The sequence below is a fragment of the Pseudalkalibacillus sp. Hm43 genome (genome assembly GCF_054170705.1).
Map to the genome: position 1 here is coordinate 1,461,753 of NZ_CM135129.1, position 15,890 is coordinate 1,477,642.

Annotated in this window: 18 protein-coding genes; 5 read left to right on the forward strand and 13 right to left on the reverse strand. The window is 48.1% G+C overall.

The window, feature by feature from the left end; all coding sequences use genetic code 11:
• Positions 1-8: 8 nt before the first annotated feature.
• Both ACXQIQ_RS07810 and ACXQIQ_RS07815 read right to left on the reverse strand, forming a co-directional pair.
• On the reverse strand, positions 9-1,934 hold the full coding sequence (locus ACXQIQ_RS07810; RefSeq protein ID WP_439299325.1) for a TOMM precursor leader peptide-binding protein: 1,926 nt from the start codon (positions 1,932-1,934) through the stop codon (positions 9-11).
• The gene (locus ACXQIQ_RS07815) at positions 1,931-3,745 is read right to left on the reverse strand and encodes a putative thiazole-containing bacteriocin maturation protein (protein WP_439299324.1); all 1,815 of its coding nucleotides are present in this window, start codon (positions 3,743-3,745) and stop codon (positions 1,931-1,933) included. Before ACXQIQ_RS07815 ends, ACXQIQ_RS07810 begins: the two co-directional genes overlap by 4 nt.
• A 190-nt stretch (positions 3,746-3,935) precedes the next feature.
• On the opposite strand from ACXQIQ_RS07815, the gene ACXQIQ_RS07820 reads away from it, so the two are divergent.
• Positions 3,936-4,352 (forward strand): hypothetical protein, encoded by a 417-nt coding sequence (locus ACXQIQ_RS07820; RefSeq protein WP_439299323.1) that lies wholly within the window; start codon positions 3,936-3,938, stop codon positions 4,350-4,352.
• Here ACXQIQ_RS07820 and ACXQIQ_RS07825 read toward each other — a convergent pair.
• From ACXQIQ_RS07825 to nikA, 5 genes are read right to left on the reverse strand one after another with little or no spacing between them, the layout of a single operon-like run.
• Positions 4,349-5,104 (reverse strand): ABC transporter ATP-binding protein, encoded by a 756-nt coding sequence (locus ACXQIQ_RS07825; protein ID WP_439299322.1) that lies wholly within the window; start codon positions 5,102-5,104, stop codon positions 4,349-4,351. The genes ACXQIQ_RS07820 and ACXQIQ_RS07825 overlap by 4 nt on opposite strands.
• The gene (locus ACXQIQ_RS07830; protein WP_439299321.1) at positions 5,073-6,071 is read right to left on the reverse strand and encodes an ABC transporter ATP-binding protein; all 999 of its coding nucleotides are present in this window, start codon (positions 6,069-6,071) and stop codon (positions 5,073-5,075) included. Before ACXQIQ_RS07830 ends, ACXQIQ_RS07825 begins: the two co-directional genes overlap by 32 nt.
• Before the next feature lie 11 nt (positions 6,072-6,082).
• Positions 6,083-6,916: a nickel transporter permease gene (gene nikC, locus ACXQIQ_RS07835; RefSeq protein WP_439299320.1), complete on the reverse strand. Its 834-nt coding sequence runs from the start codon at positions 6,914-6,916 to the stop codon at positions 6,083-6,085.
• Positions 6,913-7,854 (reverse strand): nickel ABC transporter permease, encoded by a 942-nt coding sequence (nikB, locus tag ACXQIQ_RS07840; RefSeq protein WP_439299319.1) that lies wholly within the window; start codon positions 7,852-7,854, stop codon positions 6,913-6,915. The genes nikC and nikB overlap by 4 nt, the downstream gene beginning before the upstream one ends.
• 1 nt (position 7,855) lies before the next feature.
• Positions 7,856-9,373: a nickel ABC transporter substrate-binding protein gene (nikA, locus tag ACXQIQ_RS07845; RefSeq protein WP_439299318.1), complete on the reverse strand. Its 1,518-nt coding sequence runs from the start codon at positions 9,371-9,373 to the stop codon at positions 7,856-7,858.
• A 303-nt stretch (positions 9,374-9,676) separates the two neighbouring features.
• Between nikA and ACXQIQ_RS07850 the strand changes: the two genes are divergently transcribed.
• A complete protein-coding gene (locus ACXQIQ_RS07850) occupies positions 9,677-10,573 on the forward strand; it encodes an alpha/beta hydrolase (protein WP_439299317.1) in 897 nt (298 codons plus the stop codon).
• A 41-nt stretch (positions 10,574-10,614) separates the two neighbouring features.
• Here the strand turns inward: ACXQIQ_RS07850 and ACXQIQ_RS07855 are convergent, their stop codons facing one another.
• Complete coding sequence (locus ACXQIQ_RS07855) at positions 10,615-10,911, reverse strand: hypothetical protein (RefSeq protein ID WP_439299316.1); 297 nt, start codon at positions 10,909-10,911, stop codon at positions 10,615-10,617.
• Positions 10,912-11,097: 186 nt separating this feature from the next.
• Between ACXQIQ_RS07855 and ACXQIQ_RS07860 the strand changes: the two genes are divergently transcribed.
• On the forward strand, positions 11,098-11,433 hold the full coding sequence (locus tag ACXQIQ_RS07860) for an ArsR/SmtB family transcription factor (RefSeq protein WP_439299315.1): 336 nt from the start codon (positions 11,098-11,100) through the stop codon (positions 11,431-11,433).
• A gap of 42 nt (positions 11,434-11,475) precedes the next feature.
• Complete coding sequence (locus ACXQIQ_RS07865; protein WP_439299314.1) at positions 11,476-11,997, forward strand: SRPBCC domain-containing protein; 522 nt, start codon at positions 11,476-11,478, stop codon at positions 11,995-11,997.
• Positions 11,998-12,066: 69 nt separating this feature from the next.
• Here the strand turns inward: ACXQIQ_RS07865 and ACXQIQ_RS07870 are convergent, their stop codons facing one another.
• A complete protein-coding gene (locus tag ACXQIQ_RS07870) occupies positions 12,067-12,243 on the reverse strand; it encodes a hypothetical protein (protein ID WP_439299313.1) in 177 nt (58 codons plus the stop codon).
• Positions 12,244-12,576: 333 nt separating this feature from the next.
• Between ACXQIQ_RS07870 and ACXQIQ_RS07875 the strand changes: the two genes are divergently transcribed.
• Positions 12,577-12,774, forward strand: a complete 198-nt coding sequence (locus ACXQIQ_RS07875; RefSeq protein WP_439299312.1) for a DUF2188 domain-containing protein — start codon at positions 12,577-12,579, stop codon at positions 12,772-12,774.
• Positions 12,775-12,963: 189 nt separating this feature from the next.
• Here the strand turns inward: ACXQIQ_RS07875 and ACXQIQ_RS07880 are convergent, their stop codons facing one another.
• The 4 genes from ACXQIQ_RS07880 to ACXQIQ_RS07895 form a co-directional block, all read right to left on the reverse strand.
• Positions 12,964-13,173 carry a hypothetical protein gene (locus ACXQIQ_RS07880; protein ID WP_439299311.1) on the reverse strand — a complete coding sequence of 70 codons (210 nt, stop codon included), beginning with the start codon at positions 13,171-13,173 and terminating at the stop codon, positions 12,964-12,966.
• Between the two features lie 105 nt (positions 13,174-13,278).
• Positions 13,279-13,986: a nitroreductase family protein gene (locus ACXQIQ_RS07885; RefSeq protein ID WP_439299310.1), complete on the reverse strand. Its 708-nt coding sequence runs from the start codon at positions 13,984-13,986 to the stop codon at positions 13,279-13,281.
• Between the two features lie 113 nt (positions 13,987-14,099).
• A complete protein-coding gene (locus tag ACXQIQ_RS07890) occupies positions 14,100-14,510 on the reverse strand; it encodes an RrF2 family transcriptional regulator (protein ID WP_439299309.1) in 411 nt (136 codons plus the stop codon).
• Between the two features lie 61 nt (positions 14,511-14,571).
• Positions 14,572-15,843: an alpha/beta hydrolase gene (locus ACXQIQ_RS07895; protein WP_439299308.1), complete on the reverse strand. Its 1,272-nt coding sequence runs from the start codon at positions 15,841-15,843 to the stop codon at positions 14,572-14,574.
• Between the last annotated feature and the right edge of the window lie 47 nt (positions 15,844-15,890).

Consider the following 15,890-nt stretch of genomic DNA (forward strand, 5'->3'; position numbering starts at 1 on the left):
CCTCCTTCCTACGGGAACGGGTGCGGAAACGGGTTGAGCGTTTCGTAAGTGAGCGGTTCCTCCACATACCCGAGTTCCATCGGCACCTTGAGCACACGTTCGAGTCCCTTGTAACGGGTCAAGTGATGGCCGAACGTCATCGGCAGCATGCCCGGTATGAGGACTTTCATGCAATGGAGGCCGTTCTGCCGGACTTCCGGTGTCGTCTGGTCGACAACGATGACATCAAGCCCGAGTTCGTGTAGCTTCTGGATGATCTCTTTCAGTTCCTCGGTCAGATCCGGGTTCTTCGGTCGTTCCGGGAACGCCTGCCCGAACGTCTGCATCGGCCCGTTATCCTTCAGTAAAAAGTTCAGCCGTTCCTCCGCCTCCTTCAGTCCATACAGCATCCCGTGATCATCCATCCGCCGGACGAGTGAGTCATTATGGAGCATTTTCATGTGCTCTGCTTTGCCTGTTTCGAACTTTTCATCCATATTGAGCACCATACCGGCCAGTTCGTACACCGCGCTTTTCGTCGCGCGGATTGGGTCGAGGTGGGCACCCGCCGCACAAATGATGTTCATCCCTTCCTCTTTCCGGTTCTTCGCCATCGCCCACACACCTGGGATGCCGTGTTCCATTGTTGCATTGTACAGATGAAGGTCATAGCCTGCGACATCCCGCATCCGCGTCACCATCTGCTCGAGCTCTTTGTCACCGGCGGACTTCGGGTCGAGCCGCGGCAGCTCGAGTTGTGCGTACCAGGTGAGCAGGAACGCATCTCGTTCGATGACTTCCATAATTCCGTAAAAGATCGCTTCTTCCCGGCTTCCACCGAGCGCACAGCCATTGGATGTCTCGAATATGAAACCGCCACCGCAGCCCATGCTGTAATAGGCGAGCAGCTCAGGCACGAGCATCGGCTTTTCCTGTAAAAACGAGTAGCCCCACACCCAGTTCATTTTCCTGTCTGGGTCGAACTTTTTGAATGGAAAGTTCGGCAGCGCGTATTGTTCATCGGAATGAACGCCGACCGACAGCGGGTTCAACGCGTGATCCTTGATGTTATTATAGGCGTCACGGACGACGGTCTTTTTGCCTCGGGCACCGATTCCACACGATCGTTCCAGTGCTTCGAGGATCGCGGTCGATGTGCTCAGTTCATACGAGTGCGTCCGACCAGCTGTTCCTTCGTTTCCGTTGAAGAGCGGCAGATTGACGATCACGTCTGCGAAAATGGTCTGCGGGTCATACGTTTTGGAGTTCAGCATGCCGGTCCGGTTGTCGAGATAATCTTTCGCGAGCGCTTGCTTCAGCTCACCCATCGGACGGCACCGGTATGTGTCCAGGCTCACTTTCATGCTCGGTTCAAGTTTCATCTCTTCCGGAGCATCCGCCGGGATCTCTGCACAATTCGGACACATCGCATCCGGCAAGATGGTACGCCATGAGTTTTCAAGCGTTTTTAGACTGAGCAGGCACACATGGTTTTCAGACTGTGGATTCTCTCCTTTAAGAAGTTTGCAAACTTCCGACTGTAAAACGAGTGCCATCTGTAGGAAACCTGAGTTGGATGTCCAGGCGTCGGGGTTCCGGTCTTGAATCGACACCTGTTGCTGCCGTAGGTCCCACATTTCTTTCCGGTCACGCCCCGCCATCAACATCCGCGTATCGGCGCACTGGGAACAGCCCGCTTCTCCTGGTCGGACGAGGGGCCCGATGACACCTTCTCCAAATGAAACGAACCCTCGGAGCCATGGAATATCGAGCATTTCTTCCGCCTGTTGGTGGACTGCCGGCACCCATGTGTCATGTAAAACGAGCGCGAGTTCCGCTTGAGGCAATCCTTTTTCCACTTCAGCCCTTCGGATCACTTCACATTGACCTTTCAGTTGGTTGCACACATATTCTGCGAGCACGCCGTGACCAATCACGAGAACCGTCTGCATCATTCCACCACCTCCTCTCGCAAGAGGACACCATAGACACCGAGTTCATCCTTTTTGAACAGGGCCTCCATCTTCAATTCGTACACATCACACGTTTCGGTGATTTTGAAAAGATCGATTTCGAGTTGTGGAACGTCAAGTGCTTGTGGATCACACTTGGTTACGGTTACGTTTTCCGTACAGATCGCATTCGTGTGGCAATCCTTCAATATCGCTTTCTCCAGGCAGCATCTGAGTGCCTGCGTCACATTCATTCCGGCACTGCCGTACCAACAATCATTGACGCACACCCAGGTGACCGGATAACCGAATAGATACTCTCCCAGGAACACGCATGGTTCCTCCAACACGTTCATGTAAAACTTGCAATGGTCGTCAGTGACCTCACCTAGTTTTACAGGCGTTAATGTATGCTCACCGCGTGCTTTCAGTTTTTCCATGAGACATTTCTGTACACCGCGGCTGATGCCTTCTTCCGCCGTTTCACCTGCACCGACCCCGTTATAGGCGGGCTGGAACGAGTCGATCAGTCTTCCACAATAGTCTTCCACGCCGACTAGCCCCGCTTCTTTCCGCGCTTCCTCGTGCGTGAGTCCGCTGCAATTTTTCACCGGTAAAAGTTCCGCCGGTCCATCGCAGATCGGGTCTGCCACCTGAACCGCGCACTGCGACAGTGGAATCTGGTTGAGGTCGCCCTCTTCCCAGCGATGGAAAATGCCGGTCACCTGAGACGTCATCCTGCCGAACGTGAGGAACAACTCGCTCTCTTCCTTCTTCTCTCGATTCAGCGAATCGACTTTTACAATCGAGGTGCAGTCCGTCACCCTTGGATATGGTCGGAAGGTGTGCCATTTTCCGGTCAGTGTAAAAAGGTCCAACGTGTAGAGCTGGTTAGGGGTGGTGCTGACGCCTGTCATCGTCTTGAAGCCTTCAAACACGCAAAGGTTCGCGAGCAACGCGCCGGCGGTCGTTGCATATAGACCTGTCGAGTGCTCGTTTTCCAATGCGCTCTGATGCAAGCTTCGCCACGCCGATTCCCAACATGCCTCTGAATCCGGTGTAACGACCGGACCTGCCATCCCTACTTTTTCAAAACAGACGGCCGGAATGAATCGTTTGTTCTGATCGCGGCAGACAGCGTGAAGGACTCTGAGCTCCTCCAGCTCGCCCGTTTGCGAAACATAGTAGACGGTCTCGAACGGTTCGATGACCTCGCTCCATGAGCGGACCGCTTCTGCTTTCGTAACGACCTCGACTGCAACTTGCGGGTCGGTTTTACGGGCATGGGACGTTAATTCCGCGAGCCGCTTTCGGTTCGTCTCGACTTCTTCATTCACGAGTACGTGGAAATTCGGGAGACCAGACTCGAGAAGTGCATTGACGAGCGACAGGAAAAACGGACCCGAGCCGATTGCGAGCACTTTTTCCTTCCGGTATTGTTCAAAACGATAAGCGCCTGAACCGCCGAAACTGTTCAGGAACTCGATCTGTGATGCGTATTTGGTGAGGACGTCCTCCTTCAATCCATGTGGTTTGTAGTCGCTGATGTCCTGGACGAACCCATTCTGATGGAGGGCTTCCGCAATCTCGTAAACTCTCTTTTTGTATGGTTCCGGAAGGCCATCGGTGAGCTCTGCCAAACTATGGTCGCCGTTGAACATCGGCACTAGTTTTTCTATCCAGCGATCAATTGATTCCCCTTCCATTTGGAAAGATCCTGCGTTGTTCCGGAAATACACCCGCCCTGCGGCATCCGGCAGAAAGAACGTATCCCGGTTCACTTTCAAACGCATCGTCGGTGTCATTTTGGTCATACGCGCTCCTCCTCACTGTGAGAGCTGTCCTATCCTACAAAAACGTCATTCTTACTGATTGTATGAGCGGGAATTTGTCTCTTATGTATAGGAGTTTGATGGTATACTCGAATTATCATATTTTACCAGTTAAAGAGAGAAGGTTGGGGTGCAGATGAAGACTTCTTTTGCGGGTATAGGGGTGTTTTGTATGTTGCTTCTGGTGTTGCCGTTTCAAGCATTGGCGACATCCTGGGTGTATCCATTTGTCGTTTGGGACGGCTTTATGTATGAAGTGACCGATGATTATATCACGGACGTGGAGCGAGAAATCGGCCATGTGACGAGCTATTCGGATATGAACACGATGTCCGGTAACTTTTCAAACGCATATCGGAAAGGGACGAAATACTATGAGATTACTGGCGTGAGTACGGATGAGGCGATTGCGGTTGAAATCGGTAAAGTGCAGTATAAGAAGGCGTTCCGTCGCGGGGAATATGCTTATACCAACAGTCCAGTCCATGTTGTACAAAAGGGGACGACTATTGTTCTCATTGGACTCCTTATTGCAGCAGTGATCTATTTTTTGATTCGAATGAGGCGTATTGTGGGAGGGTCGAGCTAACCCTCCGCAAATTTAATCAGTGCTTTTGTATAATCATGCCGATCATGGTCCAACAGGCGTTTGGACTTGAATGTCTCCACAATCGCCCCGTCATTCATGACCATGATGTCCTCACATAGATAACGGACAGCCGCTATGTCGTGTGAAATGAATAAGAAAGCCATACCGAATCGGTTTTGCAGATCCTTCAAAAGGTTCAAGATTTGCGCTTGTACGGAAACGTCGAGGCTGGAGGTCGGTTCGTCTAGGATAAGTAATTTGGGATGCAAGCTGATGCCTCTTGCAATGGAAATCCTCTGCTTCTGTCCACCGCTCAATTCGTGGGGAAGTCTGCGTAGCAGTGCTTCTTCAATCCCGACCCTTTCACCTAATTCGACGGCTTTTTGATACAGTCTTTGCTTATTCCGTAGGGAAGGTGTCCATTTGTTGATGTGAAAATTGCTGTACGGTTCCATCATGCTCACCCTAACCGGTAATTTAGGATTCAGTGAGGAACTCGGATCCTGCAGGATGATTTGCATGTCTTTGTAGGTTTGCTTCCGTTTTTTGTGCAGGCATCTTTCGTCAAAGAAGATCTTTCCGGATTGAATCTGTTCAATGCCCGTGATGCATTTGATCAATGTACTCTTGCCACTCCCGCTTCCTCCGACGATTCCAAGGGATTCACCGTGCCCAAGCGCAAATGTGATATCCTTCAACACTTCGACATCGCCGTACTTTTTACTGATGGACTGGACTTCGAGCAACGACATGTTCATCCTCCTTCCAATCGGAAAGCTTCGAATAGTGATGACAGGCGAGACGGTGGCTTCCCTTTCCGCTCAATACGACTGGTATTTCAAAACACTCACTTCCTGAAAAAGGACACCTTCTAGCAAATGGACACCCGTTCCGATGGATGTCCCCTGGTTCTCCGGGAATGACGGAAAGAATTTGCACACCGTTCGTGATGCGAGGTTTTGCTTCCATTAGCAGTCTCGTGTAAGGATGGATGGCTTGACGTTTGATCTGTTGGATTTCCCCAATTTCCATGATTTCGCCCCCATACATCACAGCCACCACATCGCTGATTTTCAAGACTTGATTCAGCTGATGAGAGATGAAAATGATCGCTGTGCCAAAATCTTCGCGTAAACCATTGAGCAGATTCAAAATCTCTTCGGCGTTCTCCCCATCCAAAGCGGTGGTCACTTCGTCACAGATAAGCAGCTTGGGTTCAAGGATCATCGCAGAGGCAATGACTGCACGCTGAAGCTGTCCGCCGCTCAGTTGAAAGAGGTACGAATCAAACACCTTATGGGGTTGAAGCTTGACTCGCTCGAGCATATCGTAGATTTTGACCTTCCGTTGCTTCTTATTTAACGAGGTATGTGTTTGTAGAAGTTCATCCATCTGGTGACCGATTTTAAAAAATGGCGAGAACCCGCTGTTGTAATCTTGTGGGATATAACCGATGCTACTGCCGATCACCTTACGAATCTCGTCAAGATCATGAAATGACAGGTCCTGATCATAAAAGCGGATCGTACCACTCTTCTTCAATTCAGGCGGCAGCGCTCCGAGGATTGCGCTTGCTGTTATGCTTTTTCCGCTCCCGCTTTCACCTATGAGACCTACAATCTGCTTCTCCTCAACCTCTAGCGATAAGTTGTTGACAATAACCTGATCGTCAAGACTGTTAAAGATTTTCAAGCCGTCGATCTTTAGAATTGGATCCATCTTCTCCCCCCCTATCTCCGCTTGCCATCCAGTTGGTCACGAATCCCATCTCCTATCAGATTGAACGCCATGACCACAAGCATGATGGCGAGCCCGGGAAAGATGATTAAAGAAGGCGACGCATGAAAATAGAGCCTGCCTTCATTGAGCATCGTCCCCCATTCGGGTATAGGTGGTTGTGCACCTAGACCGATATAGGACAAGGACGAGATCAAGAGTATGACTTTGCCCATATCCAATGTAGCGAGTACGATGGTAGGTGCTAAAACATGCCGGGACAGATGAAGGGTAATCGTTTTCCATACACTGCTTCCGCTCAACTTCGAAATAGTTATGTAATCCTTATGCTTCTCTGTCAGGACAATCCCTCTCGCCAACCGGGCATAGCCTACCCATTTGACGAACACGATGGCCATCAGTACATTCCATATGCCTGGTCCTAAAAGGGCTGTGATGACGATGGCAACCAGAAAATCAGGAAATGCGACAAAGCTATCAATAATCCGCATCAGCACTTGATCCATCTTTTTTCCTAAAAAGCCAGATATCATGCCGAGCGGCAGACCAATGAGCAAGGAGACGAGAATTGCGACAAAAGAAATGCCTAAAGTATAGGTCGCCCCTTCCGCAATCCGTGCAAGGATATCCCGACCTAATTGATCGGTCCCTAGCGGGTGTTCCAGGCTGGATGGCAGAAGTCTCTCTCCCGTATTGACCGTATAAGGATCATGTTCAGTCCATAAAGGTATTCCAAGAATGATACCAACGATCATGATCAAAAGGAACCCACCGGTCAGTACGAAGGGGTTCCATTTGGTTTGAATGCGTCTTGTGAGCGTCGTCATGCTTGGTGCTCCTTTAATCTCAGTCTCGGATCCAGCACATAATAAGAAAGGTCAACAATCAAATTCACGAGCATCACAAAAATACCCGCGAACAGGATATAGCCTTGGATGAGTGGATAATCTCTATTAAGGATGGCTTCGACCGCCATTTTACCAAGACCCGGCCAGGAAAAGAGAATCTCTACGACGATGGCACCCGCCAACAGATTGCCGAGGCTCATGCCGAACATCGTGATGACGGGAATCAAGCTTTCTCTCAATGCATACTTGAAAGTCAAGCTCTTCTCTTTGATCCCTCTGATTTTCAAAAGGTGGATGTATGGCTTATTCATCGTATCAAGCATACTTGCTCTAAGCAGTCTGGCATAAACCGCGGCCATCGCCAAACCGAGTGTCACAGATGGGAGGATCATACTTTCAATCCCCTGGTAACCGATAAAAGGTAAAATGCCCAACTCCACACAGATCACTTGAATCAACAATAGCCCCAACCAAAAATTCGGAATGGATGCGCCTAAGAAAGCAAATCCCCTTCCGAGATGATCGATCATCTTGGATTGGTGTATCGCTGAATACACACCTAACGGAATCGAGACCATCAGTACGACGAGCATGCCTCCCCCCATCAGCTGAAGGGTAGCAGGAATCCTGTTCATGATTTCATCCGTGACTGGACGGTTGGTGAGATACGATTCGCCAAAATCGAATTGTAATGCCTGTTGCAGCCACCTGACATATTGGACGTGAAGAGGGAGATCGAATCCCATTTCACGTCTTACTTCTTGTATTTCCGCTTGTGTGATCGTCACTTCATCCACGTTGAGCATTGATTTTACAGGATCGCCAGGCGCGAGTTTAATCAAGATGAAGCTCAAGAACGTGATGCAGAAAAGGACGATCACTAATTGAATGATCCTGGATAGGCATAGCCGTAACATCTCATTCAACATCCAATGTGTGCGTGATCAAATAGTGCTCTTGTTCTCCAGGGTGAAAGTGTTTGACCCGATCGTTCATGGCAACGGTAAGCGTAGGGTGCACGATGAACGATTGGTAGACTTTCTCATTCGTGATGCCTTCTATGTCCTTCGCGAGCGCATTCCGTTTTTCAGGTTCTGTCATCTGGTTGAGTTCGGAAACTTTTTCATTGATAGCAGGATCATCGATCTCTCCGACATTCAGTGCCCCGTCTGGAAGATAGGCTACATTCAGGAAGTAACCCGCATCTCCTCTTGGAGCGGTTAGGTTGCTATAAGTTGCAATGTCCCAATCCTCGTTCGTACTTAAATATTCATCAATGTTATCCACGGTCTTGATGTTCATCTTCACCCCAAGCTGTTCAGCATTGGATTGGATCATCTGAGCAATCAACGGCAGCTCCGGTCTCGACTGATAGGTGATCATGTTCAAGACCAGTGGTTGACCAGCCTTCGACATTCTGCCATCTTTCTCTGTATACCCCGCTTCTTCCAGCAACGTTTTCGCTTTATGTACATCTAGTGAAGCCGGCTTTTCCCCAAGACTGAACGGGAACTCAGGATTGAACGGTCCGCCAGCAGGCACCGCAAGTTTGCCCATAATGTCTTTCGCGACCGCTTCCCGATCGATAAGAGCGTCAATCGCTTTTCTCACCTTCAGATCGTCGACTTGCTGACTCTTCAAGTTATACGCGATAAAATGCGTGCGTAAGCTGCTGTTGGATTCCACTTTGAGGTTCTTCTCCTCTTTCAGAGATGAAGCGATGTCAGATGGAAGGTAATAAACGATATCGGCTTCTCCTGATCTCAACGCCATCGCCCGAGCATTGGCGTCTGTGTTGAATCCGAAGTTCACCTTGTCCAACTTAGGCTCTCCATCCCAATAAGCCGTGTACTTGGATAGTTCTACATTCACTTCCGATTGGAACTGCTCGACCTTGAACGGCCCTGTCCCTACCGGCTGTTTACTAAGTGTTTCATCCTCATCCATTTTGACGATCGAGGTATGTGGATGCGTCAGTTCTGAAGGGAAGGCAGCGAGTGGTTCTGTCGTTTTGAAAATGACTTGATTCCCTTCCACACTGATCGTGTCAATTTTTAAAGCCGCTTTCACCGACTCACTCACGTCAATGGCTCTCTGGAAAGATTCTTTCACGGCATGCGCATCCATTTCAGTACCGTCTTGAAACGTAATGCCTTCCTTAATCGTGAAAGTCCAGGTCGTTGGATCTGTGTTCTCCCATTCACTTGCAAGCCATGGCTCGAGCTCCAAGTCCTCGTTCAGCTTTACCAGTGTTTCTGTAATGCCTGCTCTGACTGCTGTACTATTCTGATCAATATGTGGATCCAAGGTTGAGGCAGTAAAGTTAAAGAGAAATGTCAGTTCTTTTTCCCCTGAAGTCCCATTCGTCTGTCCAGATGAACAGGCTGTAACGACTAACATCAATACGAGTAATGTGAATAAGTGTTTTATTTTCATCTGATGTCCCCCTATCTTGTGGTAAATCGAAATTATTACGATTTAATCCGCAAAAAAATTTAGTTCCGATTGGAACCGACTAAAGATGTTGAACGATAAGACTATGTAAATGGAGCTTCTCCCCTTTTGAAAGGAAATGATGATGGTGCGCAAATCGTAATTATTACGTTTTGTATGTTACCTTCACCGGTTCATAAAGTCAATAGAATTTATTCTTTGTGCAATGTTTTATATAATTTAGTGAAAACCAACAGCTTACTTTATTCCTATACAGGGTAAACAGCTAAAAAAGGGGGGCTCCCTGTGTTGAAATGGACTGCTGCAAAGTTGATTCGACTTTTATCGAGTGAAGATGATCCAACGGTCGATCATCAAGAAGTGAAAGAAAAGAAAGACGTATTAATCCATACGAGTGTGAAGCCGACTGACATTACCATCTATTATCCGATGAACACAACCGTTGAAAAACTGCCGGTGTACATGAACCTTCACGGAGGCGCGTTCATCATGAATTCGAAAGAGATGGATGATGTGTATTGCCGGCGCATCGCCAATCATACCGGTTGCGCAGTGGTCAATGTGGATTATGGGAAGGCTCCTGAGTACTCATTTCCTCAGCCCATCCAGCAATGCTATGAGGTTCTACAATGGATTCGTGCGCATACGGAAGAACTGAGTTTCGACCGGGAAAAGATCATGATCGGTGGTCAGAGCTCTGGTGCGAACATCACTGCTGCCCTCTGCCTCTTTTTAAAAGAACGGAACGAGCCACAACCGTTGCTGCAGGTGTTATCTTGTCCGATGGTCGATTTCGTGACGCCGCATGCGGATAAGCCGGAACCCGATCCTAGAAGGGCGAAATATCCTCAGGTCGCGAACTTCATGAACCGGTGCTATGTACCGAATGCTGATCTTGAAAAACACCCGCATGCCTCTCCTGTTCTTGCTGATAACGTGGAAGGTTTGGCGAGCGCGCTTTTTATCATCGCTGAGTATGATGCTTTTCATCCTGAAGGAATAGCTTACGCAGATAAGCTAGAAAAGGCCGGCGTCCCTGTCCGGAAACACGTATTCAAAGATTGCTATCACGCTTTTACACATAAAGGTCCTAATGATCGGGCTGAAGAAGCCTGGGCTTTGATCGAGGAGACCATCAAGGAAACCGTCTCGCAAAAACAACTGCATGTAACGTATGAATAGGAAACGACCCGTAACTGGTACGGGTCGTTTTTTTCCACCTATTATTCCTCTTCTGATCCACCTGCGCAACCGCCGCATCTACCGCAGCCACCGCAACGGCCACATCCACCACATCGGGCACATCGAGCACAGCCTCCGCAACGTGCGCATCCGCCACATCCTCCGCAACGAGCACAGCCGAAACATCGGAAACAGCCAAAGCAACCGAAGCAACCTACACACGCACCAACAATGATCCGCTCATCATCAGAGTCTCCATGCTGCTCACTCGGCACCATTTGGCTCGCCTTGTAGTCCCCAACATTCAAGTCCCTGATGTCTTTGTGAAAATCGGTCATGTCTTAACCTCCATATGTTCAATTTAAAATTCCATGTGAAGAGACCTATTACCCTACAACAACTCTCCTCAACAAAATATGAACATAGGTTGGGCATTGTTACAGATTGAGTTTGTCGAAAACTTTTACGTGGAAAAATTTAAATATTCCTTGACGGGAATATTCCCTTTAGAGTATATTGGATGTATGGAAAAGATACTAAGTGCTCTCGCTGAGCACAACCGATTAAAGATTATAGAACTCTTGCGTGAACAGCATCTAACCGTAGGAGAAATCGCTGAGCAACTTGATCTCCGTCAGCCTCAGGTCTCAAAACACCTGAAAGTCTTGAGTGAAGCGGGTCTAGTCGCAGTCTTTCCAGTGGGCAACAAGCGGATTTACCAATTAAGGGGAGAGCCATTCAAGCAGTTGGATCGATGGTTGGCATCTTATCGTGACATTCAGGATGCGCGGTTCGATCGCTTGGATGCATATCTGAAAGAACTACAACGTAATGACGAGAATCATGGCAGTGAGCAGTGATGGCTTTACATTCTTTTTAAAAAAGATGATGGAGGAATGAAAATGTCAAACAATCCTGTAACAAAGAGCATTACAACGAGTGTAGAAGGTCGAGATCTCATTATGGAACGCGTTTTCGATGCCCCGAAGGAATTGGTTTTCAAGGCGTATGCGGAAAAAGACCATCTAGAAAAATGGTGGGGCCCTGAAGGCTGGGAGACGAAAGTTATGGCGTTTGAATTCAAGCCTGGTGGCGAATGGCGCTACTGCATGACTTGTGTGGATAAGAACCAGGGGGACTTCTTCGGGATGGAATCGTGTGGATTGGCGGAGTATCAAGAGATTTCCGCACCAGAGAAGATCGTTTACAAGGATTCTTTTACCGACAAGGAAGGCAATAAGCTCGAGATGCCTGAGATGCTGATCACAATCAACTTCGAGGATCATGAAGGAAAGACGAAGCTCGTCAGCCGTACACAATTTGCAACGGAAGAAGCGCTTCAACAAGTCATCGACATGGGCGTGGAACAAGGTGTCGCTTCCCAATTCAAGAAATTGGATGCTTACCTGGAAAAATTGCAATAACGAACAAAACCGAGCACTCCCTCTTAGAGGGGAATGCTCGGTTTTTCTTTTGACGTATGGAGGATGGGTTCAGGTCTGCTGGCTGCTCTCGATGGCGGCATCCCAATTCGGAAAATAATACAGTGCGTTTCTCATCAGCTCCGGGTTGGACTTCTTCACCTGCTTTTTGCGCGGTGCCTCCCCTTCCTTTTGTGCTAAGTTCGAAATCTGCTGGACAACTTCTTCAAGGCTCATACTCGCTTCCATTGTCTTTCCTCCCTTGTTTAGGTTAGTTACCATTCTAACCTTAACCCCCCTTCAAGATACCCTTATTTTTACTTTTTTCCTATCGAGGGCGGTGGTCTTTCTTTATAATTGAGGTAGCGGATTGTTTACGGAGGTGGATGTTGATGAGTGGATTGGCTGGATTGGGGATCTTTTTCGCAGGTCTCGGGGTCTTTTTTGCAGGTTGCGGATTTCTCTGGTGGTGCTCATTATATGAAAAACGGCACATTGGAAAAAAGCAGGATTAGATTGTACGTTTGACGGCTCCTCCTCGTGGGAAGTGTTGTATAACGACGCATTGAGGAGGTTGTACAAATGAAGAAGTATCATGTAGTTCCAGATAGAGACGTCCAGGGCTGGTACGTGAAAATCGAAGACACAGCCCCGGTCGATCATTATGAAATGAAAACCGATGCGATCGAGTACGCCGAAAAGATTGCGCAGGAAAACAAGCCGAGCAAGCTGTACATCCTGGATCAGGATCGCGAAGTCGTAGAAGAGCGAAAGTATTAAATGAAGAGGGCTGCCCTTAATGGGGCAGCCTTTCCGTATTTATGTAGGAAAATCGTACTGTTTTCTAAAACGAGGCAGTGTTTTTACAAGACTGCACCTCATTTTTGTAAATCGAGGTAGTATTTTTGTAAAACCAACTGCTATTTTTCTAAAACGAGGAGCGATTTTTCTAAAACAAGGACTCAAAACTCAAATCGGCCGGTAACAATTCGGGCATTCCTGGCTGTTTTTCCCTCTAAAAAACTCCGTATCGCAGTATTGACACTTAATGAGCGCAGAATTAGGTGCCATCAAGCCTTTCAAGCCACCTTTTTGGACCTTTCTGGACGAAATCAATCCATATTTCAGCTCCAGAACCAACAAGACGCCTAACAACAAAAAACCGAAAAAGATCATCATAGAAATCTTCTCCCTTCAGCATCTTCTTTCCCCTTTTACAGAAAATAACACACAAAAAAACTGGAGAGTATGCCTCCCCAGCTGAAATGAAGTGCAGCAGTGCACTTAGTACTTATTCCATTGTAAAACTTCGTCCAGCGGCAGGCGGTTCTTCTCAAATCCAGCCTTCGCGCCTTTTCCGAGTGCGATCAACATGACCGGCTCGAAATTCTCCGGAACACGGAATGCTTCGACGAACTTCTCCTGGTCGAATCCGCCCATCGGCACCGTGTCATAACCCTTAGCTTTTGCCGCAAGCATCAATTGCATGGAAACGAGCCCACCGTCGATCATCGCGATCTTCAATAAACGCTCTTCCGGAAAGCTTCCGTACCCTTGCGTAATGCTGTTCACATACGTGTTCTTCAGCTCTTCATCCATTCGGCCCATCTCGACGAGTTCTCCGAAAATGCGTTCAGCGTTTTTGTAGCCTTCACGATCTCCAAGGACAGCGATGACTGCGGATGCTTCCACGACCTGTTGTTGGTTGTTCGCGATCGGAAGCAACTCTTCTTTCGCAGCCTGATCCTGGATGACGAGGAATCTCCATGGCTGAAGGTTGGATGAAGACGGTGCCTGACTTGCCACCTCCAACAATTCACGGATTTCTTCTTCAGAAATTTTTACCGTCGGGTCGTATTGACGGACGGAACGACGTTCTTTGGCGACTGTGAAAAAGTCTGTATCCTCAAGAACTTTCGGTGCTCCTGCATCTTTATTAAGATCTTTCGCTTTATTTAAATATTCTTCTTTGCTCATCGTTTTTTGCGACATGTTTGTTGGCTCCCTTTAACTGTAATTATTTCAGGAACAGTATATCTGCTAAACTGTAACTTTGTCAAGAACAGTTAACTGGAGAAAAAAACGAAACCTTCTAAGTTTCGTTTTTAACGGATGAGATCCGCGATCGTCTTCTGTTTCAGGCCTTCGACGAGCCAGCTTTCCATTTCGTCCTTCAGTTCAAAAAGCGCTTCCCTAGTCGGCGGCGCAAAGCATTCCTTGCTTTCGACACCGAGGAAACCTTTCTGCGAATTCTCTGCTTTCATCGCCTCGTACACTTCTGCAAGTGTGATTTCCTCCGGCTTTTTCACAAGGGAATAACCACCGTCACGACCTTCCTTCGCCTGGATCAAGTCGGCCTTCACCAGGTGCGTCAATATTTTACGTAAAAAGGCGGATTGGGACTCGAGCTTCTCCGCGATCTTGCCGCTCGGACACAGGGTATCCTCTTCAGCAAGAACGATCAAAGCTTGCAGCGCCATTCCAAACCATTTCGTATTTGATACTTTCTCAGCCATCACGTTTCACCTCTTCATCCCTTCTATTCTGCGGCATCCGTGAAGGAATGTCAAAGCCTCCCTATTGTAAAAACTCCAGAATTCCCGAAAGCAAACCATCTGCGAGCGGTAACGATGGATCTGAATATGTCGCGATATTCTTCTCTCGATCCGCCGGCGCTTCCTTCAGCACGTGGTTCATTTTATCGACTAAAAGCAAGGTCGCATCCTCATCCACTTTTGCCAAAGCTTCCGCATCCTGCTTCGGTACTTGGATGTCGTGCGTTCCATTGATGATGAGCGCAGGGATGTCGAGTTTCTGAATTTCATTAGTCGGTTCGTATTTCATCCAAGAAATAAGGAACGGTTGGACGCTCGGTTTGAACATGTTCATGAGCTGTTGGTCGACCTCGGCGACGGTCTCCCCTTTTCTCAACGATTCCAGGATCTGCTCACTTTCTTTTTTGAGATCATCCGGTAAGGTCTGCAACTGTTCCGCTAAAACTTCATCGATCGAACGGCCCGCTCCCGCTATGGAAATAAACGCATCTGCTTCCGAATTTTGAGCCGCCACCATGCCAACGAGCGACCCCTGGCTGTGGCCGATTACGTAGATGTCCGTGAACCGCTCATCGTTGTTCAGTTTCTCGATCCACATTTCAGCATCTTTGATGAAAAGATCGAAACGGAGATCCTTTTCGTCCATGATCGCTTGCGCATTTTTCCCAGCACCACGCTTATCGTATCGGAGACTCGCAATACCTTCCTCTGCCAAACCTTCCGCCAACAGCTTCAGGCTGTTGTTTTTACCAGGAAGTGCAGGCGAATTACCGTTGCGATCCGTCGGTCCAGACCCTGGGATGATAATCGCGATCGGGGACGGTTCTTTTGTTTCAGGCGTAAGCAAAGAACCATACAGTTTACCCGTTTCTGTCTCAATCGTTAGAAACTCTTCTTTCTCTTCAGGCTCTTGGGCGTTTTCAGGTTCGCCTTTCACCACTTCAAACGGAAGCGACTTCCCTTGTTGTGTGAACGTACCCGTAATTTTCTCGTTTTTCAACGTTCCCTTGAAGTAGATGTTCTGTCCGGAAAACGGCATCTTGAACGAAACATCGCCTTCTTTAATGGTCACTTGAGTGAGCTCGAAATCCTCTACGTTTTGCACGGGAATCGAGATTGTTCCTGAGAGTTGATCTTCATTTTTAAACTTGAGGATGATGTTCAATGGCTGACCGGGCACTTCAATCGAGCCGTTCCAAGTTCCAACGAGTTGATCTGCCTCTTGTTCGTCACTACATCCTGTGAATACGAGCACCATCAAGGCTATTGTTGTCCATACAATCCACTTTTTCATATGTACCGCTCCTTTTCTCAACTACTATACATACGATTGAAGAGCTC